At 55.5% G+C, this 16,677-nt stretch carries 13 protein-coding genes; 6 read left to right on the top strand and 7 right to left on the bottom strand.

The genetic code is table 11. From position 1 onward, the window contains the following. Positions 1–174 precede the first annotated feature (174 nt). Positions 175–879, top strand: a complete 705-nt coding sequence (locus ACN0VL_RS12365) for a phosphatase PAP2 family protein (protein ID WP_417617806.1) — start codon at positions 175–177, stop codon at positions 877–879. Positions 880–910: 31 nt separating this feature from the next. Here ACN0VL_RS12365 and ACN0VL_RS12360 read toward each other — a convergent pair whose 3' ends face one another. Continuing rightward, positions 911–2,089, bottom strand: coding sequence for a CinA family nicotinamide mononucleotide deamidase-related protein (locus ACN0VL_RS12360; protein ID WP_417617804.1), 1,179 nt, complete (start codon positions 2,087–2,089; stop codon positions 911–913). A 145-nt stretch (positions 2,090–2,234) separates the two neighbouring features. Between ACN0VL_RS12360 and metA the strand changes: the two genes are divergently transcribed. Beyond that, positions 2,235–3,179 (top strand): homoserine O-succinyltransferase MetA, encoded by a 945-nt coding sequence (metA, locus tag ACN0VL_RS12355; protein ID WP_417617802.1) that lies wholly within the window; start codon positions 2,235–2,237, stop codon positions 3,177–3,179. Between the two features lie 101 nt (positions 3,180–3,280). Here the strand turns inward: metA and ACN0VL_RS12350 are convergent, their stop codons facing one another. Beyond that, positions 3,281–4,570 (bottom strand): cation:proton antiporter, encoded by a 1,290-nt coding sequence (locus tag ACN0VL_RS12350; RefSeq protein WP_417617800.1) that lies wholly within the window; start codon positions 4,568–4,570, stop codon positions 3,281–3,283. 243 nt (positions 4,571–4,813) lie between these two features. Here ACN0VL_RS12350 and metH point away from each other — a divergent pair, with 243 nt between their 5' ends. Together metH and ACN0VL_RS12340 are read left to right on the top strand one after the other, a co-directional pair. Next, a complete protein-coding gene (gene metH, locus ACN0VL_RS12345) occupies positions 4,814–8,494 on the top strand; it encodes a methionine synthase (RefSeq protein WP_417617798.1) in 3,681 nt (1,226 codons plus the stop codon). A gap of 256 nt (positions 8,495–8,750) precedes the next feature. Continuing rightward, positions 8,751–9,998: a serine hydrolase gene (locus tag ACN0VL_RS12340; RefSeq protein WP_417617796.1), complete on the top strand. Its 1,248-nt coding sequence runs from the start codon at positions 8,751–8,753 to the stop codon at positions 9,996–9,998. A 577-nt stretch (positions 9,999–10,575) separates the two neighbouring features. Here the strand turns inward: ACN0VL_RS12340 and ACN0VL_RS12335 are convergent. The 3 genes from ACN0VL_RS12335 to ACN0VL_RS12325 form a co-directional block, all read right to left on the bottom strand. After that, positions 10,576–11,055: a methylated-DNA--[protein]-cysteine S-methyltransferase gene (locus ACN0VL_RS12335; protein ID WP_417617795.1), complete on the bottom strand. Its 480-nt coding sequence runs from the start codon at positions 11,053–11,055 to the stop codon at positions 10,576–10,578. 211 nt (positions 11,056–11,266) lie between these two features. Next, positions 11,267–11,581, bottom strand: coding sequence for an NGG1p interacting factor NIF3 (locus tag ACN0VL_RS12330; protein ID WP_417617793.1), 315 nt, complete (start codon positions 11,579–11,581; stop codon positions 11,267–11,269). A 127-nt stretch (positions 11,582–11,708) separates the two neighbouring features. Further along, complete coding sequence (locus ACN0VL_RS12325) at positions 11,709–12,275, bottom strand: PhnA domain-containing protein (RefSeq protein ID WP_417617791.1); 567 nt, start codon at positions 12,273–12,275, stop codon at positions 11,709–11,711. Positions 12,276–12,492: 217 nt separating this feature from the next. On the opposite strand from ACN0VL_RS12325, the gene ACN0VL_RS12320 reads away from it, so the two are divergent. Further along, complete coding sequence (locus tag ACN0VL_RS12320; RefSeq protein WP_417617789.1) at positions 12,493–14,199, top strand: chloride channel protein; 1,707 nt, start codon at positions 12,493–12,495, stop codon at positions 14,197–14,199. A gap of 21 nt (positions 14,200–14,220) precedes the next feature. Here ACN0VL_RS12320 and ACN0VL_RS12315 read toward each other — a convergent pair whose 3' ends face one another. Continuing rightward, positions 14,221–15,111 carry a PA2778 family cysteine peptidase gene (locus tag ACN0VL_RS12315; protein WP_417617787.1) on the bottom strand — a complete coding sequence of 297 codons (891 nt, stop codon included), beginning with the start codon at positions 15,109–15,111 and terminating at the stop codon, positions 14,221–14,223. Positions 15,112–15,155: 44 nt separating this feature from the next. Further along, positions 15,156–15,548, bottom strand: coding sequence for a PA2779 family protein (locus tag ACN0VL_RS12310; protein WP_417617785.1), 393 nt, complete (start codon positions 15,546–15,548; stop codon positions 15,156–15,158). A 324-nt stretch (positions 15,549–15,872) separates the two neighbouring features. Between ACN0VL_RS12310 and ACN0VL_RS12305 the strand changes: the two genes are divergently transcribed. Then, positions 15,873–16,655, top strand: coding sequence for a glutaminyl-peptide cyclotransferase (locus tag ACN0VL_RS12305; RefSeq protein WP_417617783.1), 783 nt, complete (start codon positions 15,873–15,875; stop codon positions 16,653–16,655). Positions 16,656–16,677: the final 22 nt, after the last annotated feature.

The following is a 16,677-nucleotide window of genomic DNA, read 5'->3' as shown; positions in this document are numbered from 1 at the left end:
CACGCCTCACGCCTCACGCCTCACGCCTCACGCCTCACGCCTCACGCCTCACGCCTCACGCCTCACGCCTCACGCCTATGAATATAATGATGGCCGTAATGTGTTGTATAGCCTGCAATATTTATTACTATCTGGTATAAACAGGGTCCATTTTTCAAGATAAAAGATACGGGTATGCGTTGGGATATTAAGGGCTGGGCGGCGCTTCATGTGCTGGCATTAGTATTGTTTTTTACGTGGTGGTTTGGCTACTGGCAAGGCCTGGATGAAGGTATCTTCTGGTGGTTTAACCAGGGCCTGGTGACGGTACCCGGGTTTGCCGAGTTTGTGGCATTCGTGAATCAACGCTGGATTGACGGTGCGGTTGCACTCCTGATGGCCGGGTTTGTTTTTCGTCATGCCTGGCAGGAGACAGGACGCGAGCGGGCTAAAATTGGTTGTTTGCTGTTATTGATGGCGGGCTGCTTTTCGCTGCAAGCCGCAGCCGGCAAGGCTTTGCCTGTGGAGCGGGCCAGCCCGACCCTGGTTTATGAACATGCGGAGCGAGTGAGTCAATTGGTACCCGACATCAAGGCAAAAGATGCTTCAGGCAGTTCTTTCCCCAGCGATCATGGTATCGGCTTTGCTACCTTTTTATTGTTTGCCTGCTACCGTTTTCCGCGTCGCTACTTATATGTGGTCGCGCCCTTGGTATTTGCGCTGGCGATGCCCAGGGTGATGTCCGGCGCGCATTGGTTTACCGACTTTATCTGTGGCTCTGTCCCCTTGGCGTTGATTACGGGGGCCTGGCTGTTTCATACCCCACTCGCTCACTGGCTGACCGAATCCATCGTCTCGCCAGTAGAAAAGCTGCTCACCAGGTGGCGGCTGCAGGGCTGAACAAGAGGGCGACGTTAAGTCGCCCCTTTCTTTATACCGGCAGAGAAAACCGCTCGCTGCAGGGCAGGGTGTCGTAGTCGATCATGACGGTTTCGCCTGCAAGGTGGCGGCGCAGCATGTCGAGTGCGGCAAAGGCAAGCAAGCGTCGCTGAGAGAGCGGATCGCGAAAGTGTAGCTGCAAGGTCTGAGCCTGGCAGCCCTGCTCGGTTTTGAGTGCCACCGGAACGCCTTGCGGGCCTTGGGCACCAATGGCCAGGGTAAGCGGCCGGGCGGAGGATTGCAGCCACTGCGCCAGGTCTTCTGCCTCGTCGGGCAAGCCGGCCACATAGTGTCCCTCAAACTCTCGTGTGATGGTACTGATGGTATCGGTCAGGCGTCCACCGCTGGCATCTTCAAAGATCATTAAATCCTTGTCCAATAACAGCGGGCCCATACTGGCAGTAAAGTCCATTTCATCCCGTGCGACTAAATGAGTGCCTACCTCGGCCAATAGCTGTGCTTCAGCGGCGGCAATAACCCCGGCGTCTTCGGTTTCAATGATCAGTTTGACTTCTATGGTCGGCAGGTTGGCTCTGTAGCCCAGGGTCACACCTGACGGCCAGTCGAGGTTGTCCAGCTGGTCGCTCAGCCCGGACTCCGACAGGCCAAACAAGAAAAAGCGGCGTACCTGACTGCGACCATGTTGGCCCAGTTGGCGACGCATTCGCGGCAAGATCTCGTCGGTCATCATCTTTTTCAGCTCGGAGGGCACGCCGGGGGTAAAGAAAAAAGTCGCGCGGTTCAGCTTGACGGCAAACCCGCAGGCGGTACCCACCGGGTTATCGACCAGCTCGGCACCCTGGGGCAGCATGGCTTGTTTGCTGTTGCTTTTGGGCATGACGCGATCACGGCTGGCATATTTCTGCTGCATGATGTCCAGCCAGTGCTGGTTCAGCTCGAGGGGGACACCGGCGGCCTCGGCCATGGCTTCGGCACTAATATCATCGGAGGTGGGGCCAAGGCCGCCATTGACGATAACCAAATCGGCCTGATGACTGCGTTGCTCGAATAACTCCACCAGATCGGCCTTGTCATCCCCCACGGTGAAGCGACGGCGCACTTGCCAGCCCTGCTCCAGCAATAGCTGGGAGAGCCAACCGGCATTGGTGTCAGTAATGAGTCCGGTGAGTACTTCATCACCAGTGCTTACCAGTTCAATAACGGGTTCCATACTAAACTTGTCCTTTAAGGGCGTTGCGCTGATTTTAACGTATCTTGGGGCTTTGGCACACGTCGAGGGTGACAAGACCCGTTGCTTTGTTGTAGATTTCTAGATGTCTAGACTTTCTTACCGATGCTGTACATGGAGTGAGCAAATGCCCATCAGAATTCCGGATCGCCTGCCAGCGGCCAATGTCCTGTCTCAGGAAAACATCTTCGTGATGACAGAAACCCGAGCGGTTAATCAGGAAATCCGCCCGATGCGCGTGTTGTTGCTTAACCTGATGCCGAAGAAAATTGAAACCGAAAATCAGCTGCTGCGCATGCTTTCCAACTCGCCGCTGCAAATTGGTGTCGATTTGCTGCGTATCGACGATCGGCCGTCAAAAAACACCCCCCAGTCGCACCTGGAAAGCTTTTATCACGATTTTGAACAGATCAAGGATCAGTTTTACGATGGCTTGATTATTACCGGCGCCCCGCTTGGGCTGACCGATTTTTGTGATGTGGTGTACTGGGACAAAATCGAGCAGATCATCGACTGGGCCAAAAGCCACGTCACCTCGACGCTGTTTTTATGTTGGGCGGCCCAGGCGGGCCTGAAAGTGCTCTATGGTCTGGACAAGCGAACGCGACTGGAAAAGCTGTCCGGTGTCTATGAACATCACAACCTGGGGCAATATGATCCCCTGGTACGGGGCTTCGACGATGTATTTTTAGCGCCCCACTCCCGCTATGCGGATTTTCCGGTCGAGCTATTGCGTGACAAGACCGATTTAAAAATATTAGCGGCGTCAGACAAGGCGGGGGTGTATTTGGCGGCCAGCCCGGATGGACGTCAGGTATTCGTGACCGGGCATCCGGAGTACGATGCGCTTACCTTGCACACTGAATATGTGCGGGATTCAGAAGCAGGAATAGAGCCACAGCTGCCCGAAAACTATTACCCGGATAACAATACCAGCAATACCCCGCGGGCCACCTGGCGCAGCCATGGTCACCTGCTGTTTTCCAACTGGCTCAATTACCATGTGTATCAGCTGACGCCATACGACCTGAATACGCTCAGTGCTACCGGCGAGTCGCTGACCCGAGACTAAAGTCGTGAGGGGGAGGCGTAAAGCGTGAGGAGTGAAATCGATAGCGGCAGATTTCGGTGTTCAACTCTTTACTCCTCACACCTCCCTCCTCACGGAGCAATTTACTCGATAGGGAAACCGGCTTTTTCGGCCGCCTTGGCTTTGTTGATCATGGGGGTAATCGTCATGCCCTGCACGATAATAGAAAACAGCACTATGGCATAGGTCATCATCAGGATAAGATCTCGCAGTTCGATTTGCCCCTCGCTACCCAGCTTGACGCCGGCAGGAATAGACAACGCCATGGCCAGAGACAGGCCACCCCGTAATCCCCCCCAGGTGAGAATGCGCACCGAAAACTTGTTGTAGCCCCGAAAGCGGCGAAAGCCGACATAGGGCAAGGCCACGCTGATAAAGCGGGCGGCCAGTACCAGCGGAATACCGCACAGCATCAGGATCCAGGCTTGCCAGTGAATCTCGACCAACAACATGGCCAGACCAATCAGCAGGAACAGGATCGCATTTAAAAACTCATCCAGCAGATGCCAGAACTGATCCAGGTATTTTTCACTTTGCTCGGAAAAGCCGGTATAGCGAGTCCAGTTACCGATCATGATACCGGATACCACCATGGCCAGCGCCCCCGATACGCCCAGCACATTGGCCAGTGCAAAGCCGGCGGTAGGAATACACAAAGTCATTAACAGCTCCATGGAGCCGTCGTCGGTGGCGCTGATCATCACGTGAGACATCAGGCCCAGCAGGGCACCGAAAATGATGCCGCCAATGGCTTCATGGGTGAACAGGGCGGCCACCGAGCTAAAGGTGGCATCGGTACCACTGAATGCCACCGCAAAAATGGTCATAAAGATCACCAGACCAATGCCGTCATTAAACAGGGACTCTCCCTCTATCTGTATGGCTATTTGTTCCGGTGCGCCGAGCTTTTTAACGATGGCCAATACGGCAATCGGGTCGGTAGGCGAAATAAGGGCGCCAAACAGCAGGCAATAAATAAAGGGCAGTGGAATGGCGGCGGCATAGGTTAATAACCAGAGCCCACCGGCCACCAGAAGGGTAGACGTCAGTACGCCAACCGTCACCAGTACCGAGATTTCCCACTTCTGATCTTTCAGGGCGGGCAGATTAATTCCCAGGCCACCGGCAAACAGCAGAAAGCCCAGGATCCCCTGTAGCAGAAACTCGCCAAAGTCGACGGTTTCCAGGGTGGCGATGGCATGAAGCTCCAGCTCGGGCCAGGTGGTTTTTCCCAATACTAACATCAGGATAGAGATAATGAGGGCGCCAGAGGTAATGGCGATGGTGGTTTGAATTTTCATGATGTATTGATTGACGAAGGCAATAGTGATCGCCGTGGCCGCCAAAAAACACAAAGTGTAATAGACGCTCATAAGACAGTTCCGATTTAGAGATTTTATTATAGTTGCAAGCCAAGTCAGCCGGTCGTTGCCGGCGGTGTATAGTGTGCCTGAATTGCAGGGTCTTCCCTAGGAAAAACTGTGTTTAAACCCCCCCCATATTGCGCTTGATAAGAACTTTTTATTATCAGCCCTGTAGATGGCTGGATTTTCGATTACGTATTTTGTGCTAGCATGGGCAACGCTTAAGGAATCAGGTTGTAACAGGAGTTAGCAGTGTCCAGATCCCCCGTTTTTTCCCAGCTCGAACAGGCTCTCGCCGAACGTATTTTGATCATCGATGGGGGCATGGGCACCATGATCCAGTCTCATCGACTGGACGAAGCCGCCTATCGTGGTGAACGTTTTGCCGATTGGCCATCAGATCTCAAAGGTAATAATGACCTGCTGGTGCTGAGTCAGCCTGAGCTTATCGCACAAATACACAGCGACTATTTTGCCGCTGGTGCCGACATCATCGAAACCAATACCTTTAACGCCACCCATATCGCCATGGCCGATTACCAGATGGAGCCACTGGCGGCCGAGATGAACCTTGAGGCGGCCAGGCTGGCACGCAAAGTGGCAGATGAGTGGACGGCAAAGGAGCCGCATAAACCGCGCTTTGTAGCCGGTGTATTGGGACCGACCAACAGAACCGCGTCCATTTCGCCGGACGTGAACGATGCCGGTTATCGCAACGTGTCCTTCGATCAGCTGGTGGCGGCCTACACCGAAGCCACCCAGGCGCTGCTCGACGGTGGCGTTCACCTGCTGATGATCGAAACCATTTTCGACACCCTTAACGCCAAAGCCGCCGTGTTTGCCATCGAAACCCTGTTCGACAAGCTGGGGGTGCGGGTGCCGGTCATGATTTCGGGGACCATTACCGATGCGTCTGGTCGTACCCTGACCGGACAAACGACCGAAGCCTTTTATCACTCACTGCGTCACGCCAACCCCATCTCTTTTGGTTTGAACTGTGCCCTGGGGCCGAATGAGCTGCGCCAGTACGTGGCCGAGTTATCACGCATCAGCGAAACCTATGTTTCTGCACACCCCAACGCCGGCCTGCCCAATGCCTTTGGTGAATATGATCTGGAAGCCGAGGAGATGGCCGAGCATATTCGCGAGTGGGCCGAAAGCGGCTTCCTGAACCTGGTAGGGGGCTGCTGTGGCTCCACCCCTGAGCATATCAGGGTGATGGCCGAGGCCGTGGCCGGCATCAAGCCGCGGGTGCTGCCAGACATTGCTCCTGCTTGTCGCCTGTCGGGCCTGGAGCCGTTTCTGATCACCGCCGACAGCATGTTTGTCAACGTGGGCGAACGGACCAACGTGACCGGCTCCGCCAAGTTCAAACGGTTGATCAAAGAAGAGAACTACGACGAAGCCTTGCAAGTGGCGTTGCAGCAGGTAGAAAACGGCGCACAAATAATCGATATCAACATGGATGAAGGCATGTTGGACTCGGTGGCTTGCATGACGCGCTTCTTGAACCTGATTGCCGGCGAGCCCGATATCTCTCGGGTGCCGATTATGATCGACTCCTCCAAGTGGGAAGTGCTGGAAGCCGGCCTGAAGTGCATTCAGGGCAAGGGCATAGTGAACTCCATTTCGATGAAGGAGGGGGTTGAGCCATTTATTGAACAGGCCAAGCTGGTGCGACGCTATGGCGCCGCCGTGATCGTGATGGCGTTCGATGAAGTCGGTCAGGCCGATACCCGCGAGCGCAAGTTTGAAATTTGTCAGCGTGCCTATCGTATCCTGGTGGATGAAGTGGGCTTTCCGCCGGAAGACATTATCTTCGACCCCAATATCTTCGCCGTGGCCACCGGTATTGAAGAACACAATAACTATGCGGTCGAGTTTATCGACGTGGTCAAGGATATTAAAGCCAACCTGCCTCATGCCATGGTATCCGGTGGTGTGTCCAACGTGTCGTTTTCGTTCCGTGGCAACGAAGTGGTGCGCGAAGCCATTCACTCCGTGTTTTTGTACCATGCGGTGCGCAACGGCATGGACATGGGCATAGTGAATGCCGGTCAGCTGGCCATTTATGAAGATATCGAGCCCGAGCTGAAAGAAAAAGTCATTGCCGTGGTGCTCAACGAACATGACGGCGCCACCGAGGCCTTGCTGGAAGTGGCCGAGCGCTACCGTAACAGCGGCAGCGAAGCGGTCGACCCGCGGGATCTGGAATGGCGCAGCTGGCCGGTGAATGAGCGTTTGGCACATTCACTGGTCAAGGGCCTGACCGACTTTATTGAAGAAGATACCGAAGCGGCACGATTGGAAGCCGCTCGCCCGCTGGACGTGATTGAAGGTCCCTTGATGGACGGCATGAACGTGGTCGGTGACCTGTTTGGTGCCGGCAAGATGTTCCTGCCCCAGGTGGTCAAGTCTGCCCGCGTGATGAAACGCGCGGTGGCCTATCTCAACCCCTATATCGAGGCCAGCAAAGAGGTCGGCGAAACCAATGGCCGCGTGGTGATGGCCACGGTAAAAGGGGATGTGCACGATATTGGTAAAAATATCGTGGGTGTGGTGCTGCAGTGTAATAACTTTGAAGTTATCGACCTCGGTGTGATGGTGCCCTGCGAAAAAATTCTGCAAACCGCGCGGGAAACCAATGCCGACATGATTGGGCTGTCGGGTCTGATCACGCCCTCGCTCGATGAAATGGTACACGTGGCCAAAGAGATGCAGCGCCAGGGCTTTACCATACCGCTGTTAATCGGTGGCGCGACCACCTCCAAGGCTCATACCGCCGTTAAAATCGAACAGAACTACGACGAACCCGTGGTGTATGTGTCTAATGCCTCCCGCGCCGTGGGCGTGGTGCAAACCCTGCTGAGCAAGGAAAACAAGCCGGCCTTCGTTGAGCGTTTGAGCAAAGAATATGATGTGGTGCGAGATCAGCACGCCCGCAAGAAGCCGCGTACCAAGCCGATTCCCCTGGCCGACGCACGCGCCAACAAGGTCGACATCGACTGGCAGAACTATGTGCCGCCGGTGCCCGTCAAGCCGGGCATACACGAGTTTCATGACACGCCTATCTCAATCGTGCGTGAATATATCGACTGGTCCCCCTTCTTCATGACCTGGGGACTGGCGGGTAAGTACCCCCGGATTCTGGAAGACGAAGTGGTGGGTGAAGAGGCCACCAAGTTGTTTGCCGATGCCCAGGCCATGCTGGATAAACTGGAGCAGGACGACACCTTGCGCTGTGCCGGTGTGATTGGCCTGTTCCCGGCCAACAGCGTGGGGGACGACGTCGAGATCTACAGCGATGAGTCGCGCAGTCAGGTGCTGCAGACGCTGCGCTTCTTGCGTCAGCAAACCGAGAAAAAAGACGGCTTCCCCAACTACTGCCTGGCCGACTATGTGGCCCCCAAAGGGAGTCAACCTGACTATGTGGGTGGCTTTGCGGTCACGGGCGGCATAGGTGAAGAAGACATCATTCGTCGTTATAAAGAGGCGGAAGATGACTATAACGCCATTCTGGCCGGCTCGGTGGCCGACCGTCTGGCAGAAGCCTTTGCCGAATACCTGCACCTGCTGGTGCGGCGTGAATACTGGGGTTATGCGGCTGACGAACAGTTGGCAAACGACGAGTTAATCCGTGAAAAGTACCAGGGTATTCGTCCGGCTCCTGGTTATCCTGCCTGTCCCGAGCACACCGAAAAAGGTACCCTGTGGGAGTGGCTGGACGTGGAGTCGCGCATCGGCATGAAGCTGACCGAGTCGTACGCCATGTGGCCCGGTGCTGCTGTGGCCGGATTTTATTTTTCGTACCCGGATACCCGTTACTTTGCGGTGGCGCAAATTCAGGAAGATCAGCTGCTGGATTACGCGGATCGCAAAGGCATGACGCGAGAAGAAGCAGAGAAATGGCTGGCGCCTAACCTGAGTGCCTAGCCGCTTGTGAGCGCCAGGCGCTGCTGAAGCTGACTGTGATTGACAAGGCGCCGTTGGCGCCTTTTTATTTAATGACAGTTTAGGGTAACAACTGTGCAGTTAGCCGCACGTTTACGGCAAGAGCGAGTATGCTTATATAGAGGATGCCGCTTAAAAAACAGGACGGTAAACAGCGAAAAGTCGCTGATTAAAAGCTGGACAGAATTCAGGCGTTCACGTAGCGTCTGCGACATTTAAATGACCTTCAGAGGCTGCCATGTTAGTTGCAATATCGATGAAAAAAATGAAATGGCTGCTAGCAGCGGCGCTGTTGTGTGTGGGAATAGGGCAGGCCAGTGCCGAAGCCAATCCACGCTATGCGGCCATAGTGCTGAATGCCGATAGCGGTGAAGTGCTGCATGCGGCTCAGGCCGATGCACCGCGTTATCCGGCATCTTTAACCAAAATGATGACGTTATATTTGCTGTTTGAAGCCATGGATAAAGGTCTGCTGCGTCTCGATACCGCCATGCCGGTATCGGCGCACGCTGCCTCCATGCCACAAACCAATATTTCATTAAAAAAGGGCGACCGATTACGAGTGCGTGATGCCATACCGGCGCTGGTGGTGCGCTCTGCCAACGATGCGGCGGTCGTGGTGGCCGAGGCGCTGGGTGGAACCGAGAGTGAGTTTGCCAAAATGATGACGGCCAAGGCCAAAGCGATGAAGATGACGGCCACTACCTTTCGCAACGCATCCGGGTTGCCCAACGAGATGCAGCGTTCAACCGCTCGCGATCTCTCTATCCTGGCGTTGCGCCTGATGCAGGATTACCCCGATTATTATCACTATTTTTCGACCGCTTCCTTTACCTTCAGAGGCAAGACCTACAACAGCCACAATCGCATGATAAAAAACTATGCGGGTACCGATGGCATGAAAACCGGCTATATTCGTGCATCGGGCTTTAACGTGGCCACCTCGGTGCTCAGAGGCGAGCATCGTTTAATCGGCGTGGTCATGGGGGGAAGAACCGCACAATCACGGGATGCCGAAATGGTGGCTCTGCTGGACAAGAGCTTTACGCGAGCCGAACAGCTGGCGAAGCTATCGCCCAAGGCGGCCAAGCAAAGTCCAGCCAGTAAGGTGGTGGTCAGCACGCAAACGGTGCGTCAGGTGATCCGGCAGGCACCTGATACCCGGGTGATCACGCGGCCGCCAGTGGTGCCGGCTCCACTACCCCAAGGCGTCCCTACAGGATCCTTGGCGACTGATTTGGGGTGGGCGGTACAGGTAGGCTCTTTTCGTGCCTCCGAGCAGGCCCGGGACCGAGCCTCGGATGCGGCTCGCCGTCTCGACAGTATTGAGTTTGCCCAGGTGTCGGTCAATAAGGTGAGCATTAGTGATCGCACCCTGTTTCGGGCGCAATTGATCGGTCTGCAGCGGGAGCAGGCCAAACGTGCCTGCGAGCGTCTGGTACGCCAGGGCATGGACTGCCTGGTGATCAAGATGCCTAACAGTTAATGGCGGTGAAGTGTGAGGGGGGAAAGCGCGAGGGGGACTAAACCGAGTCTGAAGCTTGGCTTGCACTTCACGCTTCACTATTGACGCTTAACCGTAAAAATAGAAAAGGGGCAACCTAAGTTGCCCCTTTTGAGTCGTCTGATTGGTTTAGTCCATAAACCGATATTGCTCCCTGCAATCCCTGACGTGCCTGTTCCCTTCTGGCGTTCCCTTTCCCGAATCCCTCGGGCTGTCCCTGATGTCATCCTGACCGTTCGTCTTCCTGACGTAACCTGCTTCTCCATCCTGGAGGTGTCCCTGACCACGCCTGTGGTGTCCTGTGCCATCCTGGCAGCCTGTCATCCTGACTGGCTCTTTGCTTCCTGCGAGATACAGAATACCCCGTTTCGTACCGGATTTACGCCGCCACCATAGCGTTTTATGGCTTGTTGCTAATTGCATATTGTGTAAGTGATTGAAAAATATAAGTAATATCGGTTTATGGTGGCGGAAGGCGGCATCAGAAAGCGTGTATTCTGCAGGCTCTTTGCGAGATCTCGCACAAAAGGTGTGGGGTATATCGTGGCGGTTAGCCCTGTCAGGGAGTCGGCGCCGCTTCGTGTTCCAGTAGCCAGGCCTTGCGTGCTATGCCGCCGGCATAGCCGACCAGCTTGCCATTGACACCAATCACCCTATGGCAGGGAATAATAAGGGAGATGGGGTTGCGGCTATTGGCCAGCCCCACGGCGCGAACGGCTTTGGGGTTATCGATCTGCAGGGCAATATCTTTATAACTGCGATGCTCGCCATGGGGGATGGTTTGCAATGCTTGCCATACCTGTTGCTGAAAGTCTGTGCCTTGCGGGGCGAGTGGCAACTCGAAGTGCTGGCGCTGGCCGGCAAAGTATTCATCGAGTTGTTGGCAGGCCAGGAGCTGCAGCGGTGAGCTGGGAGCTATGGGGTGTTCAACTTCGTCGCTAAAGTGCAGGGCCGTAATGACCTCGCCCCGAGTGGCGTCGGCATCTGTTTCCAGAGTGATCCACCCCAGCGGGCAGGCTTGGGTACAAAGGGTCGGCATGGCAGGCTCCAAAATCAAAAACGTAACCGCATTTTTGCCACGGAATACACGGAACTGCACGGAAAAATTAAGTTTGACAGCAAAAATGAAAATTTATCAGGTCAGGCCTTGCACCTAACATGGTATTTTTATCTTTGAATATTTTGTTTTCGTCCGTATTTTTCCGTGTATTCCGTGGCGCGATAATTTCTGATCTTGCAGCTTGGTGTTGTTATTTAAAGTCGCTTAGCTGCCAGGCATCAAAGGCGGGTTCTTCATAAGGGTGGGCGTCTCGTAATGCCGCAATGGCAGGGCGGATCAGTTGATCGTCACAGGCCAGTTCCACCCGAACTTCCGCTACTTGTTCAAGCCGATCGGCCTGGCCAATAAAGGGCGTGGCATTGGCCAGCGGCTTGAACTGGCCGGTGCCACGGGTTTCAAAGCAGCATTGCTCGTAATCACCTATCTTGCCGGCACCGGTCGCAAATACCGCCGCTTTTACCTCGGCAAGATGAGATTCGGGCACAAAGAACACCAACTTATACATAGTCACCTCGATTTGATAAGAGAATGTGAGGGGGGAGGCGTAAAGGGTTAAACCCAACACCTAAGTCTTAAAGGCTGCTTCGCCCTTTCCCCCTCACTCTTTACAAAGCTCCTTGGCAAAACTTTCGTTAGGCTTTTTTCAGAAATTTGGCGACCAGGACAATCTGCACGCCATTGACCTTGCCTTCGACATGCTCGGGGTTATTGGTCAGGCTGATGTTTTTGACCATGGTGCCGCGCTTGGCAGTAAAGCCACCGCCTTTCACATCGAGATCCTTGATAAGAGTGACCGCGTCACCGGCTTGCAGGCGAGCACCGTTGCTGTCGAAGGTGGGATCGCTGTCATCATCTTCGTCAACCTGGCCGGCTTGCGCCCAATCCTGAGTTTCAGGCTCCAGGTACATCATGTCCAGCAAGTCTTGCGCCCACACTTCACTGGACAGTTTTTTAAGCGTGCGCCAGGCCAACACCTGAACTGCCGGTTCCTGGCTCCACATGCTATCGTTCAGACAGCGCCAGTGATTTTGATCCTGGGGCGAGTCCAGTTCTTGCTGGCAGGTTGCACACAAAAGGGCGCAGTGCTCGGCGCTGTCTTCGCTGTAGGGTGCTACGGCCTGCACATTCAGCTGCTCGGTGGCCGCACACAGTTCACAGCGGTGCTCACTGCGGACGAGTAATTGTTGTTCTATCGACATAGTTTGGTTCCCGATATCGGTAAAAAGTGGCAGGATCCTAGCATAAAACCGCCTTGTTGTTGTGGTTATGGTGTTGATGTCTGGTCATCAGGTTTTCATATGATTTGTTCTCAGTGGGAGCAAGCGCAATGAAGAGCAAGAATTCGGTGCCATGGGAGTGGCAGAGCGGCAGGCCTTGCTGGGCTGGGCGCCAACGGAAACCAGGGAGCGCCATTAAATGAGCCATTCAAAAAGAAGGCTACGCCAGTTATTCATTGGCCCGTCGAATAGCCTGCTGGCCCTGGTGGTACTGGGCTGTGTGATTGGCGTGGTAGCGGGCCTGGTGATGACCAGCTTTATTGCCCTGTTGAATATGGTACTGGGCTGGCTGAATGGCGCCACGCTGGAAGACTTTGAATCACTGTCGTTGGGCTGGCGCTTTGGCTTGCCTGTTCTGGGCAGCCTGTTACTGATTTTACTGTATCGCATTACGCCTGCTTCGGCCCAGGCGGTGGGGCTGGCCTATGTGCTGGAGCGCTTGCAATTTGGCCGCGGTCGCTTGCCGCTGGCCAATACGCTGTTTCAATTTGTCGCGGCGCTTATCTCACTCGGCACTGGGCACAGCGTAGGGCGAGAAGGGCCGGCAATACAGATGGGCGCCGGGGTGGCCAGCCTGCTGGGGCAGTATACCCACAGACCCCCCAGCCAGCTGCGGCTGTTGGTAGGCTGCGGTACGGCAGCCGCTATTTCTGCGGCCTTTAATACCCCTCTGGCCGGCGTGTTGTTTGCCATGGAAGTGGTGCTGATGGAATACAGCATCTTGGGGTTTGCGCCCATTATTGCCTCGGCCATTACCGCGTCTGCCTTTACCAGCTCACTGGTGGGCACTCACTCGATATTGACGCCCACCCGCTTGTCACTGGCGAGCTATGGCGATATTCCCAGCCTGTTATTAACGGGTGTCTGGGTGGGATTGGTGGCCGTGGTGTTTCATACCCTGGTGCGGTTATTTCTGCGCTTTCCCATTAAATCCCGTGCCGCCCGGCTGTTACTGGCCGGTGTGATCACCGGCAGCCTGGCGCTGCTGGCTCCCCAAATTCTGGGGTCGGGCTACGACACCATTAATGCCACCTTGAGCGCTCAGTTACCCTGGATGCTGCTGTTATTGATCCTGGCTGCCAAACTGATTGCCACGGCAGCCGCCATCGGGATGGGGGTGCCGGGTGGGCAGATTGCGCCCATGCTGATGCTGGGGGTGTGTGCCGGAGGGGTAGCGGGTGCCCTGGTGCCCGGGGGCTCGGAGCCGGGCTTGTATGCCCTGCTAGGCATGGCTGCCATGATGGGCGCCATGCTGCATGCCCCGTTGGCGGCCATTGCCACCGTGCTGGAATTATCCTTGAGTGCCGAGGCGATGTTTCCGGCCATGACGGTGGTGCTCACGGCCAATCTGGTATGTCAGCATGGATTTCGTCAGCCGTCCTTGATGCTGACCTTGCTTAAAGAACGGGGCCGTTTATTGCAAACGCACCCCTTGCGGACCGCGCTGGCGCAGCGCTATCTGTCCGAACTGGCCAGCTTTCGTTTTGTGGAGGTTGATCTGGCGGCGGATCACAATGTGACGGCCCTGCTGGAGCAACCTTTACCCTGGTTGGTGATCCGACAGGCCGGGCAATGTTATTTGCTGAAACGAGACCAGCTGGAGCAAGCCAGTCAGCAACAGGACCCGGAGCAGCCGGCTACCCTGGCGGAGCTGCTGGCCCCCTTGCTTAATGCCAATCGGCAATTGCAGGAGCTGACAGAGGACGCCTCTTTACTGGCCGGCTTCAAGATTTTACAACAAGAAAATGTTCGCGGCTTTTTAATCCCCGTGGGCCGCCAGGGTATGGGGCTGGTCACCCGCCGTCGGCTGGTAAAAATGCTGACCTCGGATGCACCCATGTATTGATGCATAACGCCTCACGTTTACTTATATTCCTGCTAACGCCTGTTTGGCTTGTTGTTGCCATTTACCGGGCAGGGCGGCGGCGTGGCGCAAGCTGGCTCTGGCTGCTACCGTCTGGCCCAGCCCGTGTTGAGTCAGCCCCAGGTTTAGCCAGGCGGCGGCCAGTGTCGGATCCTGCTCGGTGGCTTGTTGAAAGGCCTCGGCGGCGGCCTCTGGAGCACCGTCGGCATGGCGGGCATTCCCCAACGCAAACCAGCCCATGGCCTGTTCCGGCCAGCGGCTGACGACCGCTTGCCAGGCTGGCAGCGCGGCACGAGCACCGGCCGTGGCCTCAAAGGCGGCAATGCTGTCGATGGCAGTCTGTGCCGAGACGGTTTGCGGTAGCTGGCCCGCCGGCAGAGCCACCATGGCCCAACGATTGCTGCGTGCCCAGGTGGCGTCGAAGCGACTCATATCGGTCACCTGGCGGGATTGTTCTCCGCTGTGCAGTAACAGCTGGCCTCGATTTTGGTCGTAGCCAATGACCACCGCATAATGCCACATGGGGAACACAGGCAGTGACAGGTTTTGTAATACCACTACGGGGTGACCCGCGTCCACTTCCGTTAACAAGGCATCAAAGCCGCCGGTTAACGGGTAGCTGATGCGTTGATGACGGCGAACGGTGGCCAGCATTTCGGGCTGTACGCTGCCTTCGCGTCCGGGCAGAAAAACCTGGGGGATCAACTGATCGACACTGACGTCCATTCCGCTGGCTCCCAACGCCATGGCCAGTGCGGCCGGGCCACACTGGTAGTCCCGCTGACTGTAAAACGGCACGCCGGTAACATAAGACTGGGTGGGGAGCTGCGCCAGCGCGTTGTCAGATAGCTGAGGCCGGGTGGCACAGCCGCCGAGCAGCAGGCTACATAGCAAAACGCCCGCCAGGCGGACGTTTTGAAAAGCGCTCAGACACTGCATTAGCGGGTGAAAGGAAAGACGTTGGTCAAGCCCAGCAGATCCGTGACCAGCAAGATAATAAACACGGTCAGCAGCGCACCCACAACGGCGTTGGCACCGGCAGGCATCTGATCCAGCTGCTCGGCCATTTGCAGTACTTCCTGATCCGACAGGGCCGCAACACGGGCTTCGACTTCGTTCAGTTCAACCCCGTAATTCATCAGCTGCTCACGCACGTCGTTTCGTGCCAGTAAATCATTGATGCGCTCGCGCTCGGCAGTGACCTGAACTGCGTCCAGAGCACTCTGGGTCGACACCAGCTGGCTGGGTTGAGCATGCACGGCCAGTGGCATGGTGCCCATCATCAAAGACAGAATCAGTAAGGGGTTAAGGATCCGAAATAATTTTTTCATTGTTATTATGCTCCTGAAAGAATGAAAACCGATAGTGAATACGGACATCCGGCGTTGCGCCAACATGCGGTACTGCCCTCATCTACTCTTTATTCATTTTAATGGTAGTGAATTTTCATTTATATGGAGACGATAGCAAGCCTTTCCCCTTCTGTTGGCGAACGACTTTTCTTACTTTAGTGCTGGAATCCTTATCCATCAATGGGTTAGTCTCATATGAGTCATTTTGTATTGCGACAACTATCGACACTCAGGGGCCGGGATTCACAGCCAGGCAATATCTGAGCAGACCCTAGTTGAACAAGGATCATCATTATCAAGGTATTGAATATTGCTCAGGCAGCAGGGCTGCTGCTGTCTGCTTTGCTTGTCAGCTTGCCGGTTCGAGCAACAAATGCGGCCGTTGAGCAGTTAACCGTTAAGGTGATTGAGCGGTTCCCTCACGACACTCAGGCGTTTACGCAAGGGCTGGTGTGGCACCAGGGCATCATCTATGAAAGTACGGGATTATATGGCGACAGCAGCCTGCGTAAGGTAAACCCGCAGACCGGCGAGGTGCTGGCCAGGCTTGAGCTGGATCCCGCTTATTTTGGCGAAGGACTGGCGCGCGTAGGTCAGCGGCTGATCCAGCTGACCTGGCGCGAAGGGCTGGCGCTGGTCTATGGTCTGGACGATCTGCGCCTGCAGCAGGCATTTCACTACGGCGGCGAAGGCTGGGGCCTGTGCTTTGATGGCGAAGATTTATGGATGAGCGATGGCTCGAGCCGCTTGTACCGGCGCAGCACTAAGGATTTCTCCTTACTTGAGCAGGTGGCGGTATCGCTTAATGGCCAGCCTCAGCCCAAGTTGAACGATTTGGCCTGCGTGGGAGAGCATATTTACGCCAACATCTGGAAAGAGCCACGACTGGTACGCATCAATAAAAGCAGTGGTCGTATCGAGGCCGGAATAGATGCCCGCGCGCTGGTGGCAGAGAATGGACGGAACAGGGATCCGGAAGCCGTGCTCAATGGCATCGCCTATGATGAGCAAGCAGAGGTGTTTTACCTGACCGGCAAGCGCTGGCCCACGCTGTTTAAAGTGACATGGCAGGAAAAGCAGCGATAAGCGCCAAGCCTGTCTTTTAGTC

The organism is Oceanisphaera sp., assembly GCF_048268965.1.
In the GTDB taxonomy this organism is placed as follows: Bacteria; Pseudomonadota; Gammaproteobacteria; order Enterobacterales; family Aeromonadaceae; genus Oceanimonas.
This window is presented reverse-complemented; position numbering and strand designations above follow the sequence as displayed.

Excerpts from the sequence above, each read along its gene's own strand:
- ACN0VL_RS12365 (WP_417617806.1), top strand. The coding sequence starts at position 175 with ATGCGTTGGGATATTAAGGGCTGGGCGGCGCTTCATGTGCTGGCATTA.
- ACN0VL_RS12360 (WP_417617804.1), bottom strand. The coding sequence starts at position 2,089 with ATGGAACCCGTTATTGAACTGGTAAGCACTGGTGATGAAGTACTCACC.
- metA (WP_417617802.1), top strand. The coding sequence starts at position 2,235 with ATGCCCATCAGAATTCCGGATCGCCTGCCAGCGGCCAATGTCCTGTCT.
- ACN0VL_RS12350 (WP_417617800.1), bottom strand. The coding sequence starts at position 4,570 with ATGAGCGTCTATTACACTTTGTGTTTTTTGGCGGCCACGGCGATCACT.
- ACN0VL_RS12340 (WP_417617796.1), top strand. The coding sequence starts at position 8,751 with ATGTTAGTTGCAATATCGATGAAAAAAATGAAATGGCTGCTAGCAGCG.
- ACN0VL_RS12335 (WP_417617795.1), bottom strand. The coding sequence starts at position 11,055 with ATGCCGACCCTTTGTACCCAAGCCTGCCCGCTGGGGTGGATCACTCTG.
- ACN0VL_RS12330 (WP_417617793.1), bottom strand. The coding sequence starts at position 11,581 with ATGTATAAGTTGGTGTTCTTTGTGCCCGAATCTCATCTTGCCGAGGTA.
- ACN0VL_RS12325 (WP_417617791.1), bottom strand. The coding sequence starts at position 12,275 with ATGTCGATAGAACAACAATTACTCGTCCGCAGTGAGCACCGCTGTGAA.
- ACN0VL_RS12320 (WP_417617789.1), top strand. The coding sequence starts at position 12,493 with ATGAGCCATTCAAAAAGAAGGCTACGCCAGTTATTCATTGGCCCGTCG.
- ACN0VL_RS12310 (WP_417617785.1), bottom strand. The coding sequence starts at position 15,548 with ATGAAAAAATTATTTCGGATCCTTAACCCCTTACTGATTCTGTCTTTG.